General features: G+C 56.7%; 17 protein-coding genes and 1 tRNA gene. 3 read left to right on the top strand and 15 right to left on the bottom strand.

Features of this window, described 5'->3' with window-relative positions; all coding sequences use genetic code 11:
- Positions 1-29 precede the first annotated feature (29 nt).
- Positions 30-884 carry a MaoC/PaaZ C-terminal domain-containing protein gene (locus ABY734_RS12910; RefSeq protein ID WP_372779674.1) on the top strand — a complete coding sequence of 285 codons (855 nt, stop codon included), beginning with the start codon at positions 30-32 and terminating at the stop codon, positions 882-884.
- 27 nt (positions 885-911) lie between these two features.
- Here ABY734_RS12910 and ABY734_RS12905 read toward each other — a convergent pair whose 3' ends face one another.
- The 5 genes from ABY734_RS12905 to ABY734_RS12885 form a co-directional block, all read right to left on the bottom strand.
- Positions 912-2,057 (bottom strand): LuxR C-terminal-related transcriptional regulator, encoded by a 1,146-nt coding sequence (locus ABY734_RS12905; RefSeq protein ID WP_372779673.1) that lies wholly within the window; start codon positions 2,055-2,057, stop codon positions 912-914.
- A 44-nt stretch (positions 2,058-2,101) separates the two neighbouring features.
- Positions 2,102-2,467, bottom strand: a complete 366-nt coding sequence (locus ABY734_RS12900; protein ID WP_372779672.1) for a limonene-1,2-epoxide hydrolase family protein — start codon at positions 2,465-2,467, stop codon at positions 2,102-2,104.
- A 47-nt stretch (positions 2,468-2,514) separates the two neighbouring features.
- Positions 2,515-2,865 (bottom strand): PilZ domain-containing protein, encoded by a 351-nt coding sequence (locus tag ABY734_RS12895; RefSeq protein WP_372779671.1) that lies wholly within the window; start codon positions 2,863-2,865, stop codon positions 2,515-2,517.
- On the bottom strand, positions 2,858-3,151 hold the full coding sequence (locus ABY734_RS12890; protein ID WP_372779669.1) for a hypothetical protein: 294 nt from the start codon (positions 3,149-3,151) through the stop codon (positions 2,858-2,860). Before ABY734_RS12890 ends, ABY734_RS12895 begins: the two co-directional genes overlap by 8 nt.
- A gap of 119 nt (positions 3,152-3,270) precedes the next feature.
- Entirely contained in the window at positions 3,271-4,059 is a 789-nt protein-coding gene (locus tag ABY734_RS12885) for an SDR family oxidoreductase (protein WP_372779667.1), read from the bottom strand.
- Positions 4,060-4,233: 174 nt separating this feature from the next.
- Between ABY734_RS12885 and ABY734_RS12880 the strand changes: the two genes are divergently transcribed.
- Positions 4,234-5,472, top strand: a complete 1,239-nt coding sequence (locus ABY734_RS12880; RefSeq protein WP_372779665.1) for a sulfotransferase — start codon at positions 4,234-4,236, stop codon at positions 5,470-5,472.
- 9 nt (positions 5,473-5,481) lie between these two features.
- On the opposite strand, the gene ABY734_RS12875 is transcribed toward ABY734_RS12880, so the two are convergent.
- The 8 genes from ABY734_RS12875 to rlmE form a co-directional block, all read right to left on the bottom strand.
- Complete coding sequence (locus ABY734_RS12875) at positions 5,482-6,096, bottom strand: SOS response-associated peptidase (RefSeq protein ID WP_372779663.1); 615 nt, start codon at positions 6,094-6,096, stop codon at positions 5,482-5,484.
- A gap of 308 nt (positions 6,097-6,404) precedes the next feature.
- Positions 6,405-6,490, bottom strand: a tRNA-Leu gene (locus tag ABY734_RS12870).
- A 9-nt stretch (positions 6,491-6,499) separates the two neighbouring features.
- Positions 6,500-6,865, bottom strand: coding sequence for a preprotein translocase subunit SecG (secG, locus tag ABY734_RS12865; protein ID WP_372779661.1), 366 nt, complete (start codon positions 6,863-6,865; stop codon positions 6,500-6,502).
- A 3-nt stretch (positions 6,866-6,868) separates the two neighbouring features.
- Positions 6,869-7,618: a triose-phosphate isomerase gene (gene tpiA, locus ABY734_RS12860; RefSeq protein WP_372779659.1), complete on the bottom strand. Its 750-nt coding sequence runs from the start codon at positions 7,616-7,618 to the stop codon at positions 6,869-6,871.
- Between the two features lie 72 nt (positions 7,619-7,690).
- Entirely contained in the window at positions 7,691-9,028 is a 1,338-nt protein-coding gene (glmM, locus tag ABY734_RS12855; protein ID WP_372779657.1) for a phosphoglucosamine mutase, read from the bottom strand.
- On the bottom strand, positions 9,021-9,890 hold the full coding sequence (gene folP / locus ABY734_RS12850; protein WP_372779656.1) for a dihydropteroate synthase: 870 nt from the start codon (positions 9,888-9,890) through the stop codon (positions 9,021-9,023). Before folP ends, glmM begins: the two co-directional genes overlap by 8 nt.
- A 21-nt stretch (positions 9,891-9,911) precedes the next feature.
- A complete protein-coding gene (ftsH, locus tag ABY734_RS12845) occupies positions 9,912-11,840 on the bottom strand; it encodes an ATP-dependent zinc metalloprotease FtsH (RefSeq protein WP_372779701.1) in 1,929 nt (642 codons plus the stop codon).
- Between the two features lie 110 nt (positions 11,841-11,950).
- The gene (gene rlmE / locus ABY734_RS12840) at positions 11,951-12,577 is read right to left on the bottom strand and encodes a 23S rRNA (uridine(2552)-2'-O)-methyltransferase RlmE (RefSeq protein WP_372779654.1); all 627 of its coding nucleotides are present in this window, start codon (positions 12,575-12,577) and stop codon (positions 11,951-11,953) included.
- 100 nt (positions 12,578-12,677) lie between these two features.
- Between rlmE and ABY734_RS12835 the strand changes: the two genes are divergently transcribed.
- Entirely contained in the window at positions 12,678-12,974 is a 297-nt protein-coding gene (locus ABY734_RS12835; protein ID WP_372779652.1) for a YhbY family RNA-binding protein, read from the top strand.
- 29 nt (positions 12,975-13,003) lie between these two features.
- On the opposite strand, the gene greA is transcribed toward ABY734_RS12835, so the two are convergent.
- Together greA and carB are read right to left on the bottom strand one after the other, a co-directional pair.
- Positions 13,004-13,480, bottom strand: a complete 477-nt coding sequence (gene greA / locus ABY734_RS12830; protein ID WP_372779650.1) for a transcription elongation factor GreA — start codon at positions 13,478-13,480, stop codon at positions 13,004-13,006.
- Entirely contained in the window at positions 13,477-16,698 is a 3,222-nt protein-coding gene (gene carB / locus ABY734_RS12825; RefSeq protein WP_372779648.1) for a carbamoyl-phosphate synthase large subunit, read from the bottom strand. Before carB ends, greA begins: the two co-directional genes overlap by 4 nt.
- Positions 16,699-16,808 lie beyond the last annotated feature (110 nt).

Raw genomic sequence — 16,808 nt, 5'->3', positions numbered from 1 at the left:
CTAAACACAGCTCACTACGGAGAACGTCTATGTCGATCGAACTTAACTTTGCGCAGACTCCGGCTATGCCTTCGCTGCTGCTGCGGGCTGCCATCGCGCGCAAGTCGGGTGCTTCGTCGACCGTTCCCGCCATCTCAGCGTCAATTGCCAGGCTCGACGTCAGCGCCGCCAAACTGCGCCGCTACAATCAGGTCTGCGGATTTACCGACGATATCGAGGTGCTGCCAGCCACCTACCCCCATATTGCGGCTTTCAGCCTGCATATGGAAATGCTGTTGCACAAAGCCTTCCCGTTTTCGCCGATGGGGATTGTCCACACCCGTAACCGCATCGAACAGCGCCGCCCCATTGCACTGGGCGAGCCCTTAAGCCTGAAGGCAAGCATTCACGCCAGTCGCGAAGTGGCCGCGGGGCTGGAAGTCGACATTCTGACTGAAGCCCAGGCCGCTGGCGAAACCGTCTGGACTGACCTGACCACTGTACTCAAGCGCGGCCAGGGCAAGACGTCGGGTGCCAAAAAACGCAGCCCGCTGCCCGATTTTGAACACAGCCAGAATTGGGAACTCGCCTCCAATCTGGGGCGGCGCTATGCGGGCGTGTCCGGCGACTACAACCCGATCCACCTATTTCCTGCCAGCGCCCGCCTGCTAGGTTTTAAACGCCATATTGCCCACGGCATGTGGAGCAAGGCGCGCTGCCTGGCAGCGCTGCAGCCCCTGCTTGATGCCGAAGCCTTTGCCATTGATGTGGAATTCAAAACCCCGCTGTTTTTGCCGGCCGGCGTCACCTTGATGCATACCGCAACTGACGGCGAGATCCAGTTTTCGCTGCGCAACGCCAAGGGCAACCGGCCTCACCTCAATGGCACGCTGACGGCCCTCTAGGGCAGCTCTGATTAATTCGGCAATGGCTCAGCTATCACCGCCAAAGGTCGCCACTGAGTTTAGAATCAACTGAATAAGCTGGGTTTGTCGGGCAACGCCGGTTTTGGAAAACACCGAACTGAGATGGGATTTGGCGGTATTCCGGGAAATGCCCAGCTCTGACGAGGCTTCATCCAGCGTAAGCCCGTTTACCAATCGCAGCGCCAGCTTGGATTCCGCCGGGGTAAAACCAAACAGTTCAATCAATATATCACTGGGTGCCTGCCGCGGCTGATAGGGGTCGCTGACCAGAATGGCCGCGGTGGGGTTACTACTGCCATCCGAGCCTTCGATGGGGGGCAGCGGTCTGACCAGCAAGCCCAGCCCGGTCATGGAGCCTCGATCAGCCACCCGAAAGGCGCGGACAAAGCCGGGTTTGAACTGGCGGTGTGCGTCCATTACCTCTTCCAGACAGGCGCGGAAAGCGCGGTTCTCCTGGCTGTCGCCAACCTGCAGTGCGCCGGCCACCTGCTGGATTCCCCGCTTTTCCGCCAGCAGGCGTTCCGCCGCGTGATTCTTGCGCAGGACTCTGGCGTTGCCGTCGAGTATGACAACTCCCATTGACAGCTTATCGATCGCATCCTCGTAGAAGGCGCGCTCGCTTTCCGTGCGCAGTATGCGCGAATGCAGTTCAATGGCCTGTTCCAGGTGCGGCAGCAACTGGCGACACAGGCTCTTGTCCGCCTCTCCAAAATTATCGCGGGCCTTGGGCCGGGTTATGCGCAGACGTGCGGTAAGCCCGTCGGGGCCCACCAGGTCGGCCCCCATGATATGGCGCACATCAGACGGGGTGATATATTCCCGATAGTAGTCGGAGTTGAAAAACTCCTCCTCACCGACAAACTCCGACACCGTGAAAACTTCTCCCGGCGGCAGGTTGACGAAAGGATCCATTGAAAAATAGGTGTCGTTGTAGGAATTGAAGATATGTGGCGACATGACTATCGCATTCAGCACAACACCCGCATCACCTTCCCGGGGCGGACGCAGTATCAGCGTGGCGTAGTTGCCATTAACCGCTTCACGAAAGTCATTAAGAAAGGTCTGCCAGGGTGTTTCTTCCAGAGGGCCGCGATAGGCCGCCTGAATCAAGGCATCCAGCGCAGGACTGATCTGGTATTTGCTACTGCTCAAGGCGTCAACCACATGATTATTGTCTGAGCAGGATTGTAACAGGCTCAGCCGGTGAATGGCCCCATATCAAAATAATCCCACCAGCGGGCTATCTTGCCATCGCGAAATTCAAAAACCCCCATCACCGGCAGCTCAATCTGCTTACCGTTGAGCACAATGCGGTCCGTCCGCTCGTTCATCACCGTATTGCCGTTGATTACCTGCCGGTGAACGATAAACTCAATCGAATCCATCGACCCCAGAAAGCCCTCAATAAAAGCACGTATCTCGGCGGCGCCCCGATTTACCGGCGGCATTGGCACGTTGTTGTACTCGGCGTCCTCGGTAAAGCAGTCCATCAGGGTTTCCAGATCTTTGTTGCACCAGGCATCAATAAATACCTGCATAAAGGCACTATAGTCTTGAGACATTGAAAGCTCCTTGTTCTTATGGCAACCGCATCAAAACCCGGGCAACATCAGGGCTTGCGAAGAAAGTTAGGATATTTTTTGCGTAAGAAGGCCTGCTCCTGCATAACGCGATGCTGGCTAATGCCCAGTGTAAGCTGTACCACGGCGTGACCGGCATCCAGGCGCAGCACTCGCCCGCTTACGGATTCAGTTTGCTCATCATGAAATTGAATAGTGCCGCTCACAATATCATCGACGTCCAGAGCAATACTGGGCTTGAGCACGACACGAATTCCGCCCTCGGCGATCTCGACCACCTTATGCTCCACATCACCGCAAACCAGCACCGGCTGCTCAGAAGCAGGGTACGGCAAACGGAAGTACTGGCGCCGCTGCTCGCCTTCACGAAAGTCACTCATTGGATGCCTCTCCGCCTTCACAGGCTCCCTCAGTGTAGCCGAGAACAGATTCGTCACTGCAGGCATCGCAACCGTTGCCATAGGTCTTGAGTTCGGTACTGGGGCAAGGCTCGGTAATACAGCGCACACCGGTATCCCGCAGTCCACAAACCGGCCGGTATTCCCGGGTACAGAATTCCGGGCGAGGTGATTCACATTGCCGGAGCGAAGCCTCAACATCGTCAGGCTTTGAACACCCGCCCAAGATTAGCAACGCCACTAGTGCCGCCAGGGGCCAAACACGCATCACGCTCTCCATCCTGCAATTATAGGACGAGCGTAGCGAATTTTAGTGATGGGGAGAAGGGGAAATGGCCCGCGAGGAAAATTCGGCGTTTTGCGCCATTCCTCCCGGGCGATCAACGATCAGTGCGGCAAGTATTCGCCGCCGTTTACGTCCAGCGCCGCGCCGGTGATGGCGCGCGCATAGTCCGAGGCGAGGAAAATGGCCGCTTTGGCGCAATCCCCATCTTCAGGAATAACCCGCAGCGGAATATTCTGTGCCACGCCCGCTTTCTGCTCCTCAACCGATACGCCGGTCGCTTCCGCCTGTTGCTGCATATAGCCCTCAACCGGCGGCCCCCACATCCAGCCCATATAAGTTGAATTGACGCGAATATTGTAAGGGCCCAGCTCCAGTGCCAGGTGCTGAGTAGCACTGGCCAGCGCCGCCTTGGAGGCGCCGTAGCCCGCCTGGGTTTGCAGCGGGCGCCGGGTCACCATGGTATTGATCATGACAATGGCACCACCGCCCTGCTCTTTCATGTGGGGTACGACTTTCAAAGTCAGCGCCATGGTGCCGTAGAGGTTCACTTCCATGGCCGCCCGCCAGCCGTCGAGATCGGCATTTTCCACAAGGTCAAAGGCGCCCGGGTTGTAGGCGCTGTTGATCAGAACGTCGATGCGACCATAAGCCTCAATCGTTTTTGCCACCAGGTTGTCGCACTGAGCGGTGTCGGCGATATCCGTGGGCACTTTCAGAATGGGCGTATCGAGCCCGGCCTCGCGAATCTCCCTCTCGGCCTCATCCAGTTTGCTGGCCGTGCGCGCGCAGATCGCCAGCTTTGCCCCCTGTTTTGCAGCTTCCAGCGCCAACTCATGACCCAAACCCGGGCCAATCCCTGAAACAATCACCACTTTATCTTTTAGTAACATGCCTGCTCCCATCTGTTACCGGCTGCGGCCAGCCCTTAAATTTATGAATCACATGCTAGGATAGCCCGAATTAACTGGCACCACCCAAACGTATGGCCGAAAGTTACAGAACGGTATAGCCAGAGAGCCGCACTCTGCAGATAATCTGACAACATACTGGAACACTGATTTGCCATGCCTGAAATAAAAATAAAGAGACCGTTTGCCATCGCCACCATCAATGCAGCCGGCAAGTTACTGCAGAAAATGGGTTTCAAGCGCGAACTCCGCGCCGACGAACTGATGCAACAGGCTATGCAGAACCGTGGCCTGCACGACTTTGGCGGCACCGACTTTTTGCCGGCTCTGGAGAATTTGTGTGTTGCTCTCGAAAGCGAAGCCGCACTCAACACAATAGGCCGCAGCATCGCCCGCCAGAGTCTGCTCAGCCTATTGCAACGCCGGCTCGACATCGTCAACTACAGCAAACAAAACCCAGGCATAAAACACCAGAAAATCAACAAGCCGCTCTTTATTGCCGGCATGCCTCGCACCGGCACCACCATCCTTTATGAACTGCTGTCGCAGGACAGCAACCATCGCTTTCCAATCAGCTGGGAGGTGGAATGTCCCGTACCGCCCGCCCGCGAGGACTCCCTATACAGTGATCCGCGCATTGAGCAAGTGAATGCCCAGTTTGATCAAGTCGAACAACTGGTTCCAGGCTTTAAAGCAATCCATGAAGTCGGCGCAACGCTGCCTCAGGAATGTGTCGCCATCCTCGCCTCACATTTCATGAGCGAGCAGTGGATCGTCTCCTACAACATGCCAGAATTCCGACGCTGGTTGATGCAGCAGAATTTTACCGGTGCCTATCAATGGCACAAACGCTGCCTGCAGGTGATGCAGTCCGGCTACGGCGAAGGCAAACGCTGGCTGCTGAAAACCCCGCCGCATATCGGCTATCTGGAAACCATTCTGGATGTTTATCCCGATGCCTGCATTGTGCAGACCCACCGCGATCCCATGCAGGTACTTGCCTCCCTCTCCAGTCTGACCGCCTCGCTGCGCTCGCTAGCTAGCGATTCCATTGATCCGGTCGCAATAGGACGCGATGAAGTAGCCAACTGGCAAACCTTCCTCCAGCGCGGCATGGACGCCCGCTCAAAGCTTGCGGAAAAACATTCACAGCAATTTTTTGATATTCGCTTTGAAGATATTCTGCAGCGCCCAATCGCTGTCATCGAATCCATGTACCGCTATTTCGGTTTTGAATTCAGCGACGAGCTGCGCCAGAAAATGCAGACTTACCTCGACAACCGGCCCCGCGACAAACACGGCAAGCATGAATACAAGGCCGAGGATTATGGTCTGGATGCCGAACAGGATCGGGCCATGTTTGAAGATTATCTGAAAAGATATTTGCCGGCCTGACAGATCTCCTCAGTCGTCCTCAGGAGGCATTTTCGGGTCGCCCGGTTGCACCACGATGTCTGCATTTGGCTTGCGACTTAAAAGAGTTTCGGCCTCTTCCGGCGCCCCCGCCAGCCAGCAGTCCAAGTCATGCTCTTCAATCATCAGCGGCATGCGGTGATGCACCCAGTCAATATCTGGCCTGACGACAGTGGTAATCACCGTGAACGTCTCTCGCCGCTCTTCACCCTGCCCCCAATTCTCCCAGAGCCCGGCCATCAACCAAGGGGCGTCATCAGCCCTGAACAACCTGTGCGGCTGTTTCTTACCCTCTAGCACGGGCCATTCAAAGTAGGCCGAGGCAGGAACCACACAACGCTGTGACCGTTGCCACGCCTGACGAAAAGCCGCTTTTTCAGTGAGAGTTTCTGCTCGCGCATTGAAGGTACTAAATTTGAGTTTTGGCTCTTTCGCCCACGCCGGTATCAGCGACCAGGATCGGGCCTTATAGCCTTCAGCATCCACCGTGCCGGCTATCATTGTTGGCCGTATATTCAGCCGACGCTCGGCGTCGCTCGGCCAACTATCCAGCAGCCGCGTAAGAGCGACCACTGACTTATGATGCTGTTCAAAGGCGCCGCACATCGCACCAGCCTCCCGCAGAGTTATCGCACCCTAGGATGAAACGCTGAATCCCGAACAAGGTCAAATGTTGACAATGCCCGAGCGCAATAGCGCGAGCCAACGTGGGACGCCGTCCCTCCGTAGGCACATAAAAGAAGCGCCCAGTAGGCGCTTCCTTTTGATTGGTGCCGACAAACAGCCTCACCGTTTGGGCTGCGGCGACAAGCCGCAGGGGCAACGCCCCGAGCGCACTGCGCGAGCCAACGCGGGACGCCGTCCCGCCGTAGGCACATAAAAAAAGCGCTCCACTGGAGCGCTTCCTTAATGATTGGTGCCGAAGGCGGGACTTGAACCCGCACGAGCTATGCTCACCACCCCCTCAAGATGGCGTGTCTACCAATTCCACCACTTCGGCTAATTTGTCTTACTGAGGAATATCGTCTGCCAGGTTCTCTTCTTCGCCTGCAAACTCAGGGATTTCCTCGTTCACGGGAGCAACATCCCGGCTTTCTTCCAGAGCTGGGATCTGCTCGTCAAAGCCGAGGCCATCGCCGCCTGCTTTTTGCTTGGCCACATAGGCCAAACCCAGGCTGGTGCAGAAAAACAGGGTCGCTAGAATCGCCGTGGCACGGGTCAGGGCGTTGCCGCTACCACCCGCCCCAAACAGGGTCTGTGACGCACCACTGCCAAAAGAGGCTCCCATATCGGCTCCCTTACCCTGTTGCATCAGGATAAGACCGACAATGCAGAGGGCTGCCAGCACGTGAAATATAAGTATCAGCTGTTCCATAACCTAACCAATGGCGTTGCAGATTGCTGCAAACTCTTCAGCATCCAGAGATGCGCCGCCCACCAGACCGCCGTCTATATCCGGCTGGGCGAACAATTCTGCGGCATTTGCCGCTTTTACGCTACCACCGTAAAGAATACGTACGGTGTCAGCCAGTTCAGCGCTGTGCGCTGCCAATTGCGTGCGAATAAACGCGTGTACTTCCTGAGCCTGCTCGGGCGTTGCGGTCAACCCGGTACCAATGGCCCACACCGGCTCGTAAGCAACGGTGATTTTTTCATGCTCCGACTTCAGGGTTGCGAGCACCACGTCGAGCTGTCTGCCGACAACCTTCAGTGTTTCACCCGCTTCGCGCTGTTCTCGTGTTTCACCGACACAGACAATCGGTAAAACTTTTGCGTTCAGCGCTGCCTCCGTCTTGGCGGCGACCAGTGCGTCGTTCTCTCCGTAGAGTGAGCGGCGCTCGGAATGGCCTACCAGAACATAGTGACAGCCACTGTCCGCCAGCATTTCGGCGGAGACTTCGCCGGTATAAGCACCGGGGTCACATTGTTCACTGACAGTCTGCGCGCCTATCGATAGCTTTGATCCAGCAAGTAAATCCACGCAGAGCGGCACATAAACCAGAGGGGGGATTACGGCGATTTCAGCAGCACTTTCAGCCACTGCCGGCGTCAATGCGGCCAGTAACTCTCGGATACTCTGGCTATTGCCGTGCATCTTCCAGTTACCTGCAACGAGCTTCTGCCGCATCGTCTATCCTTACCCCCAGAACGGGCGCCAATGTTACAGAAACTGCCTGGGGGAAACAAGAACGAAGCTGTACTAAACCGCGAGTTGTTGCACCTTTTCTGACAAGCCCCGGCACAAGCGGGTGACGGTGTCGTGGCATTCGCCCTCGACCATCACACGGATCACGGGCTCGGTGCCCGAAGGGCGCAACAAAACCCGACCGCGGGAACCCAGCTCCTTTTCCACCAGCGCAACCGCTGCTTTAAGCTCGTCGTGTTCCATAACTTCACAGCCTGGCTTGATACGCACGTTTTCCATAATCTGAGGAAACTTGCTCATGCCGGATTTGAGGTCAGCCAGTGAACGGCCGGAATCAACCACCGCGTGCAATACCTTCAACGCCGCAATAATGCCGTCACCGGTACTGGTGATGTCGGAACAGATAATATGGCCGGAGTTTTCTCCGCCGAGCTGCCAGCCACGAGACTCCATCAGCTCTTTCACATAACGGTCGCCCACTTTGGCGCGGGCAAAGGGAATCTCCAGTTCATTCAGAGCCAGCTCAAAGCCCATGTTGCTCATCAAGGTGCCAACCACACCGCTAACAGCACCATTACGCAGCATCTCGTGCTGGGCAATGATGAACAGCAATTCGTCGCCATCGACCACTTCGCCGCGATGATCGACAAACAGGACCCGATCACCGTCGCCGTCGAAGGCAATACCCAGATCAGCCCCTTCGTCCAGCACCCTTTTTTGCAAAGCCTGGGGCGCCGTCGAGCCAACCTCTTTGTTGATGTTCAGACCATCGGGCGACGTGCCCATGGTAATAACATTGGCATCAAGTTCGCGCAGAGTCTGCGGCCCCACCTGATAGGTTGCGCCGTGGGCACAATCCACAACAATGGTGAGGCCGTCCAGCGAACACCCAATCGGCATGGCGCGCTTGCAGAACTCGATGTAGCGACCGGGCGCGTCATTGATGCGCGACACCTTGCCCAATCGCGCGGAATCTACCGTTTCCATCGGCTTTTCCAGCTGGGCTTCAATTTCCAGCTCCACCTCATCGGGCAGCTTGCAGCCGTTAGCGGAAAAGAATTTGATACCGTTGTCTTCAAAGGGGTTGTGACTGGCACTGATAACAATCCCGGCATCCGCCTTCATGGTGCGTGTCAGATAGGCTATGGCCGGGGTGGGCATAGGGCCAAGCAAACGCACATCGACACCGGCGGCAACCAGTCCGGCTTCCAGGGCCGACTCAAACATGTAGCCGGAGATCCGCGTATCCTTACCAATTATTACTTTGTCGCCCGGCGCTTTTGCCAGCACCCTTCCGACGGCCCAACCGAGTCGCAAAACAAATTCCGGGGTGATATTGCCTTCGCCGACGCGACCGCGAATACCGTCCGTTCCGAAATATTTTCTACTCATACAGTGTCTCTCTTATTGTTGCGTGGGCGACTTTCACAGCATCCATTGTGGCTGCAATATCATGGGCTCGAATTATACGCGCCCCCCGATAGACCGCGAGGGTTGCCGCAGCAACGCTGGCTATCAGGCGTTCAGCAACCGGACGGCCGGTAATCTGGCCCAGCAGTGATTTACGGGACAGCCCCGCTAATATTGGCAGCCCCAATTGTTGAAATTCGTCCAGGCAACTCAACAGGGTTAAATTGTGTTCGGGCGATTTACCAAAACCAAAGCCCGGGTCTACGATGATCCGACTGCGTGAAATACCTGCAGTTTCGCAGGCTTGGATACGCGAGTGCAAAAATGCCAAAACCTCCTCAAGCACACTGCGATACTGGGGAGCCTTTTGCATGGTGGAGGGCTGGCCCTGCATGTGCATCACACAGACGGGAACTGCCAGCCGGGCCGCAGCGGACAAGGCGCCAGGCTCTTGCAGGGCCCGCACATCGTTGAGCAGGCCAGCCCCGGCGCCGACCGATTCAATCATCACCCCGGGTTTTGACGAATCGACCGACACCACCACATCAAACTCACGTACCAGAGCTTCAACCACCGGTACCACTCGCGCCAGCTCTTCAGCCTCGCTGACCGCTGCAGCGCCGGGCCGGGTGGACTCCCCCCCCACATCAATAAAACTGGCGCCCTCGCCCACCATAATCTCGGCACGGCGCAAAGCATCGTCAAGGCAGGCGTTGTATTGACCGCCATCGGAGAAGGAATCGGGGGTGACGTTAAGAACCCCCATGACATGGGGCACAGACAGGTCAATCAGGCGACCCGCGCAGTTTAGAGTCTGCGCGGAGGCCTGTTTTTGGTCAGACATAAGATGACTTATTTAAAAGGCTTAGTGATTACTCGCCGGGCCACCGATGGGGCCTTCTTTGGTATCGGCGGGCGGCTCGTCGGCCTTGACGCCATCACCACCCTTGGGTGGATTGCTATCGCCCCAGTCCGAGGGCTCGCGCGGCGGACGCCCCGCCATGATGTCGTCGATCTGATGCGCGTCAATGGTCTCGTACTTCATCAAAGCTTCTGCCATCAGATCCAGCTTGTCACGGTGCTCCTGCAGAATGCTTTCCGCGCGGGCGTAACATTCACTGATGATGCTGCGCACTTCTTCATCAATTTCACGCGCCGTTTCTTCGGAAACACTCTTGTGATGCTGAGTTGCAGAGCGACCGAGGAAAACCTCTTCCTCGCCTTCATCGTAAAGCTGCGGCCCCATCTTTTCAGACAGACCCCATTTGGTGACCATGCTGCGGGCCAACTCTGTGGCTCGCTTGATATCGTTGGATGCACCCGTGGTAATACCGTCACGGCCCAGTGTCAGCTCTTCGGCAATCCGCCCGCCAAACAGGGAGCAGATCTGGCTGATGATATGGCGGCGGCTGTGGCTGTAGCGATCTTCTTCCGGCAGGAACATGGTCACACCAAGGGCGCGACCGCGCGGAATGATACTGACTTTGTAGACCGGATCGTGCTCGGGCACGATGCGCCCGACAATGGCATGGCCCGCTTCGTGGTAAGCCGTGTTGAGCTTTTCCTTGTCTGACATGACCATGGATTTGCGCTCGGCGCCCATCATGATCTTGTCTTTGGCCAGATCAAACTGATCCATCCCGACAACCCGTGAGTTAGCGCGGGCTGCAAACAGCGCCGCCTCGTTGACCAGGTTGGCCAGATCGGCACCGGAAAAACCGGGTGTGCCGCGCGCAATCAGTGAAGGATTGACGTCATCGGCCAGCGGTACCTTGCGCATATGCACTTTCAGTATCTGTTCACGGCCACGAATATCAGGCAAACCGACAACTACCTGGCGGTCAAAACGGCCTGGGCGCAGCAAGGCCGGGTCCAGCACGTCGGGACGGTTGGTTGCCGCAATAACGATAACGCCTTCATTGCCCTCGAAACCGTCCATCTCGACCAGCAGCTGGTTCAGGGTCTGCTCGCGCTCGTCGTGACCACCGCCGAGGCCGGCGCCGCGATGGCGACCCACCGCATCAATTTCGTCGATAAAGATAATACAGGGCGACTGTTTCTTGGCCTGTTCGAACATGTCGCGCACGCGGGAGGCGCCCACGCCGACAAACATTTCCACGAAGTCAGAACCTGAGATGGAGAAAAACGGCACCTTGGCTTCGCCGGCGATGGCCTTGGCCAGCAGGGTTTTACCGGTACCGGGCGAGCCCACCATCAGCACGCCGCGCGGAATACGACCGCCAAGGCGCTGGAATTTGCCCGGGTCGCGCAGAAACTCGACCAGTTCCTGCACGTCTTCCTTGGCCTCATCAACCCCTGCCACATCGGCAAAGGTGGTTTTGATTTGATCGTCGCTCAACAACCGCGCCTTGCTCTTGCCAAAGGCCATCGGGCCTCCCCGGCCTCCACCGCCGGCGCCGCCCTGCATCTGGCGCATGAAAAACATGAACACCGCAATAATAATGAGGATGGGGAAGCTGGCGATCAGCAACTGCGACCAGATGCTCTGTTCAGCAGGCTTGGTACCGCGCACCTCGACATTGTGATTGTAAAGATCATCCATCAGTTTGGGATCTTCAATCATCGGGCGCACAGTTTCGAAATTGGAATTGTCGCGGCGCAAACCACGAATCACGAGCCCATCGACCGTCACCTTCTCGATGCGATCGCTGCGGACCTCCTGAATAAACTGGGAATAGGTCAGCGTATCGGGATTGGGTTTAACACTGAAGTTGTTGAATACTGACAGCAGCACGGCGGCGATGATCAGCCACAACAACAGGTTTTTTGCCATATCGTTCAAAAGAAAACCTCTCTGGTACAGGCGCAGCAAACACGCCGTTCCACTACTATTTCAACCTTTCACTCTACTACAGAACCTCAACTGCGGCCACGAAAACCGACCTAGCCCTTGAAGCCCTTGCCGAGCACGTAAACTTCTCTGGAGCGCGGCCGCGAGGCCTTGGGTTTGCGGGTTACAGAAGACTCAAAGCTGCCTTTCATGTCACGGTAAAATTCCTCATAACCCTCACCGTGAAAGGCTTTGCTCAGGAACACCCCACCCGGGCGCAGTACCCGACGGGCCATATCCAGAGCCAGCTCAACCAGATACATGGAGCGGGGCTGGTCGACAGCACTCATACCACTCATATTGGGGGCCATATCGGAAATTACAAGGTCCAGCGGTTTGTCACCAATGATCTGCAACAGTTCCTCAAATACCGCATCTTCAGTGAAATCCCCCTGCAAAAACTCCACATCGGCCAGCGTGTCCATTTCCAGAATATCCGTGGCTATGACCCGCCCTTTCTCGCCGACGATTTCAGCTGCCACCTGAGACCAGCCGCCGGGCGCCGCCCCCAGATCCAGCACGCTCATACCGGGCTTCAAAATCCGGTCTTTTTCCTGTATTTCCAGCAACTTGTAGCATGCACGCGAGCGGTAGCCCTCGCGCTGGGCCTGCTTCACGTAGTGGTCGTCAAAATGCTCCCGGAGCCAGGCACCGCTGGAGGCAGATCGTTTTTTAGCCAAGAAAAATATCCCGTTTGATCGATGGTGGGTCAATCCTGTCGCGCACAGTATACCTTTTGAGTACAATACGCGCCCTTTTCAGCACTCGGATCAGAACCAGATGGATACAGCAAAGCGTAAGCAGTTGCGCGCAATTGGCCACAAATTGAAGCCAGTGGTGATGATTGCGGAGCGCGGCGTGACAGAAGGTGTGGATGCAGAGCTCGAGCGCGCCCTGGAAGACCACGAACTGATCAAGGTAAAACTGGCCATTCTGGAGCCGGAAGATCGCAAACTGGTTACCCGTCACCTGTGCGAGACCCACAAGGCCGAACTGGTGCAGTCGATTGGCAAGGTGGTTCTGCTTTATCGCGCTGCCAAAAAGCCCAACCCACGCCTGTCCAACCTGCTGCGCTGAGCCTTCGAGCCTAAGCCAAGAGCACCCTTTTAGAGGTGCTCTACTTTGTCGATTTCATACTCCACGTCACCGCCGGGTGCCCGCACGATCACCACGTCGCCCTCCACCTTGCCGATCAGGGCACGGGCGATCGGTGAAGTCACCGAGATTTTGCCGGCTTTAACCTCAGCTTCGTCTTCTCCCACAATACGGTAGCGCACTTCTTCGTCAGTCTCACAGTTCACAAGACTGACCGTGACGCCGAAGATGACTTTGCCAGTATTGGGCAGGTTCTTGACGTCAATTACCCGCGCCTCAGCCAGCTTGCCTTCCAGCTCCTTGATGCGGCCTTCGCAGAAACCCTGTTGTTCACGGGCTGCATGGTACTCGGCGTTCTCCTTGAGGTCGCCGTGCTCACGCGCCTCGGCAATAGCCTGAATAATACGTGGACGTTCTTCAGTTTTGAGGCGTTTCAGTTCTTCCCGCAGGCGGGCTTCACCCTCTACGGTCATTGGTACCTGGCTCATTGCAAAATCCCTCTATGTACGTCTTGTAGGCGACGAACCACTTTCTCCTCACCAAACGCCAGCGCCATGCAAATAGCTTCCGCACCGGCCAGTGTTGTGGTGTAGGGGATCTTTCCAGCCAGCGCCGAGCGGCGGATGGTGGAGGAGTCGGCAATTGCCTGTTTACCTTCAGTGGTGTTGATAATGAGTTGAATGTCGCCGTTTTTCACCATATCGACGATATGCGGACGACCTTCTTTCACTTTGTTAACACGTTTGCATTCCAAACCCGCCTCGGTCAATACCGCATGGGTACCTCGGGTGGCACAGAGTGTGAAACCGAAACCAACCAGCTGTCGCGCAACCTCAATAGCACCCGGCTTATCCGGGTTGCGCACACTGATAAAGGCCAGACCGGGCCTGGGCAGTTTTTCGCCGGCGCCGCGCTGAGCCTTGGAAAAGGCCTCGGCAAAACTTTCGCCCAGCCCCATCACTTCACCGGTGGATTTCATTTCCGGGCCGAGAATCGGATCGACACCCGGGAATTTATTAAAGGGGAATACCGCTTCTTTAACGCTGTAGTAGCTCGGTATTACCTCTTCGGTGAAATTCTGCTCTGCCAGCGTGGTACCCGCCATGCAGCGCGCCGCCACTTTGGCCAGTGACACACCGATACACTTGGACACAAAGGGTACCGTACGCGAGGCTCGGGGATTCACTTCAATGACGTAAATCTTGCCATCCTGCCAGGCGAGCTGCACATTCATCAGGCCTTTAACGCCCAGCTCAATGGCCATGGCCTTGACGATGGAGCGCATCTCTTCCTGTACATCCTGCGGCAGGGAGTAAGGCGGCAACGAACAGGCCGAGTCACCGGAGTGAACACCGGCCTGCTCAATGTGCTGCATGATCGCACCGATCACCACATCGTTACCATCGGATACAGCGTCGATATCCACCTCAACCGCGGCGCTCAGGAAGTGATCCAGCAATACCGGCGAGTCTTCGGAGACGTGAACCGCCTGCACCATATAGCGCTCCAGTTCGTCTTCCTTGTAGACGATCTCCATGGCACGGCCACCGAGCACGTAGGAAGGACGAACCACCAACGGATAACCAATTTGTTCGGCGACGTTCATGGCCTCTTCTACCGAGCGCACAATGGCATTCGGCGGCTGCAGCAGGTCCAGCTTGTTAATCATTTGCTGGAAGCGCTCGCGGTCTTCGGCGCGGTCGATTGCGTCGGGCGTTGTGCCGATAATCGGCACCCCGGCAGCTTCCAGAGCGCGCGCCAATTTAAGCGGCGTCTGACCACCGAACTGGACAATCACACCCTTGGGTTTTTCCTTGTCGACAATTTCCAACACGTCTTCCAGCGTTACCGGCTCGAAGTAGAGGCGGTCAGACGTGTCGTAGTCGGTGGAAACGGTCTCCGGGTTACAGTTGACCATGATGGTCTCGTAACCGTCTTCGCGCATGGCCAGCGCCGCGTGCACACAGCAGTAGTCAAACTCGATACCCTGACCGATACGGTTGGGGCCACCGCCGATAACCAGAATCTTGTCTTTGTCCGAGGGGTTCGCTTCGCACTCCTCCTCGTAAGTGGAGTACATGTAAGCCGTAGCCGTCGCAAATTCGGCGGCACAGGTATCCACCCGCTTGAACACCGGGCGAATATTCAGCTTGTGGCGATGCTCGCGCACAGCGGTCTTGCCAACACCAAGCAGCACCGCGAGGCGTTGATCGGAAAAGCCCTTGCGCTTGAGCGCAAACATCTGGGCGGCGTCGATATCTTCCAGCTTGACGGTTTTCAGGCTGTTCTCGGTTTTAATGATGTCTTCGATCTGCACCAGAAACCAGGGGTCGATGCCGGAGTAGTCATAGACCTCGTCAAGGCTCATGCCCATGCGGAAGGCGTCACCCACGTACCAGATACGCTCTGGTCCCGGGTTGGTCAGCTCACCAATCAGGGTTTCACGGGCATCACTGCGGTCGGTATCAATCTTGTGTTCGAAGCCTGAGGAGCCGACTTCCAGACCGCGCAGGGCTTTCTGAACCGACTCCTGGAAACTTCGGCCAATCGCCATCACCTCGCCCACCGACTTCATCTGGGTGTGCAGGCGCGGCTGGGCTTCGCCAAATTTCTCAAAGGTAAAGCGCGGAATTTTGGTAACCACGTAGTCGATGGCCGGTTCAAACGAAGCCGGTGTCGCGCCGCCGGTAATGTCGTTCTGCAGCTCATCGAGTGTGTAGCCAACAGCCAGCTTTGCGGCAACCTTCGCAATCGGGAAACCGGTGGCCTTGGAGGCCAGTGCCGAAGAACGGCTGACACGCGGGTTCATTTCGATAATGACCATGCGGCCATCTTTCGGGTCGATACCAAACTGGACGTTGGAACCGCCGGTCTCCACCCCGATTTCACGCAGCACCGCACAGGAGGCGTTGCGCATGATCTGGTATTCCTTGTCCGTCAGGGTCTGGGCCGGGGCCACGGTAATGGAGTCACCGGTATGCACACCCATGGGGTCAAAATTTTCTATTGCGCAGACAATGATGCAGTTGTCGTTCTTGTCGCGGACAACCTCCATCTCAAATTCTTTCCAGCCGATCAGGGACTCGTCGATCAGCAGCTCATTGGTCGGCGACAGGTCCAGACCGCGCTCACAGATCTCCACGTACTCTTCGCGGTTGTAGGCAATACCACCGCCGCTGCCACCCATGGTGAAAGAGGGGCGAATGATGGCCGGGAAGCCGATGGAATCGAGCACCTGCAGGGCTTCTTCCATGCTGTGGGCCAGCGCCGAGCGGGGCGTTTCCAAACCAATACGCTTCATCGCCTCGTCGAACAGTTGACGGTCTTCCGCCTTGTCGATGGCCTCGGCGGTCGCGCCAATCAGTTCAACGCCGTACTTTTCCAGAACGCCTTCACGCTCCAGATCCAGCGCACAGTTCAGGGCCGTCTGTCCGCCCATGGTGGGCAGGATCGCGTCGGGACGTTCTTTTTCGATGATTTTGGCAACCGTCGTCCACTGCACTGGCTCAATATAGGTCGCATCGGCCATCGCCGGGTCGGTCATGATAGTGGCCGGGTTGGAGTTCACCAGAATAACGCGGAAGCCCTCTTCCTTCAGGGCCTTGCACGCCTGCGCACCGGAGTAGTCGAACTCACAGGCCTGGCCGATGACAATGGGACCGGCACCGATGATAAGGATTGATTGGATGTCTGTGCGTTTTGGCATGGCGTTGTCGTAACCGTCGAATTCAGAACTTCGTTAGTATTCGGTCGGACGTCGGAGATCAGACGTCTGACGCGCGTGTTTAACGTCCGACGTCGGACGTCAGACCCGAC

It is taken from the genome of Litorivivens sp., assembly GCF_041624475.1.
Classification (GTDB): Bacteria; Pseudomonadota; Gammaproteobacteria; order Pseudomonadales; family Spongiibacteraceae; genus Litorivivens.
This window is presented reverse-complemented; position numbering and strand designations above follow the sequence as displayed.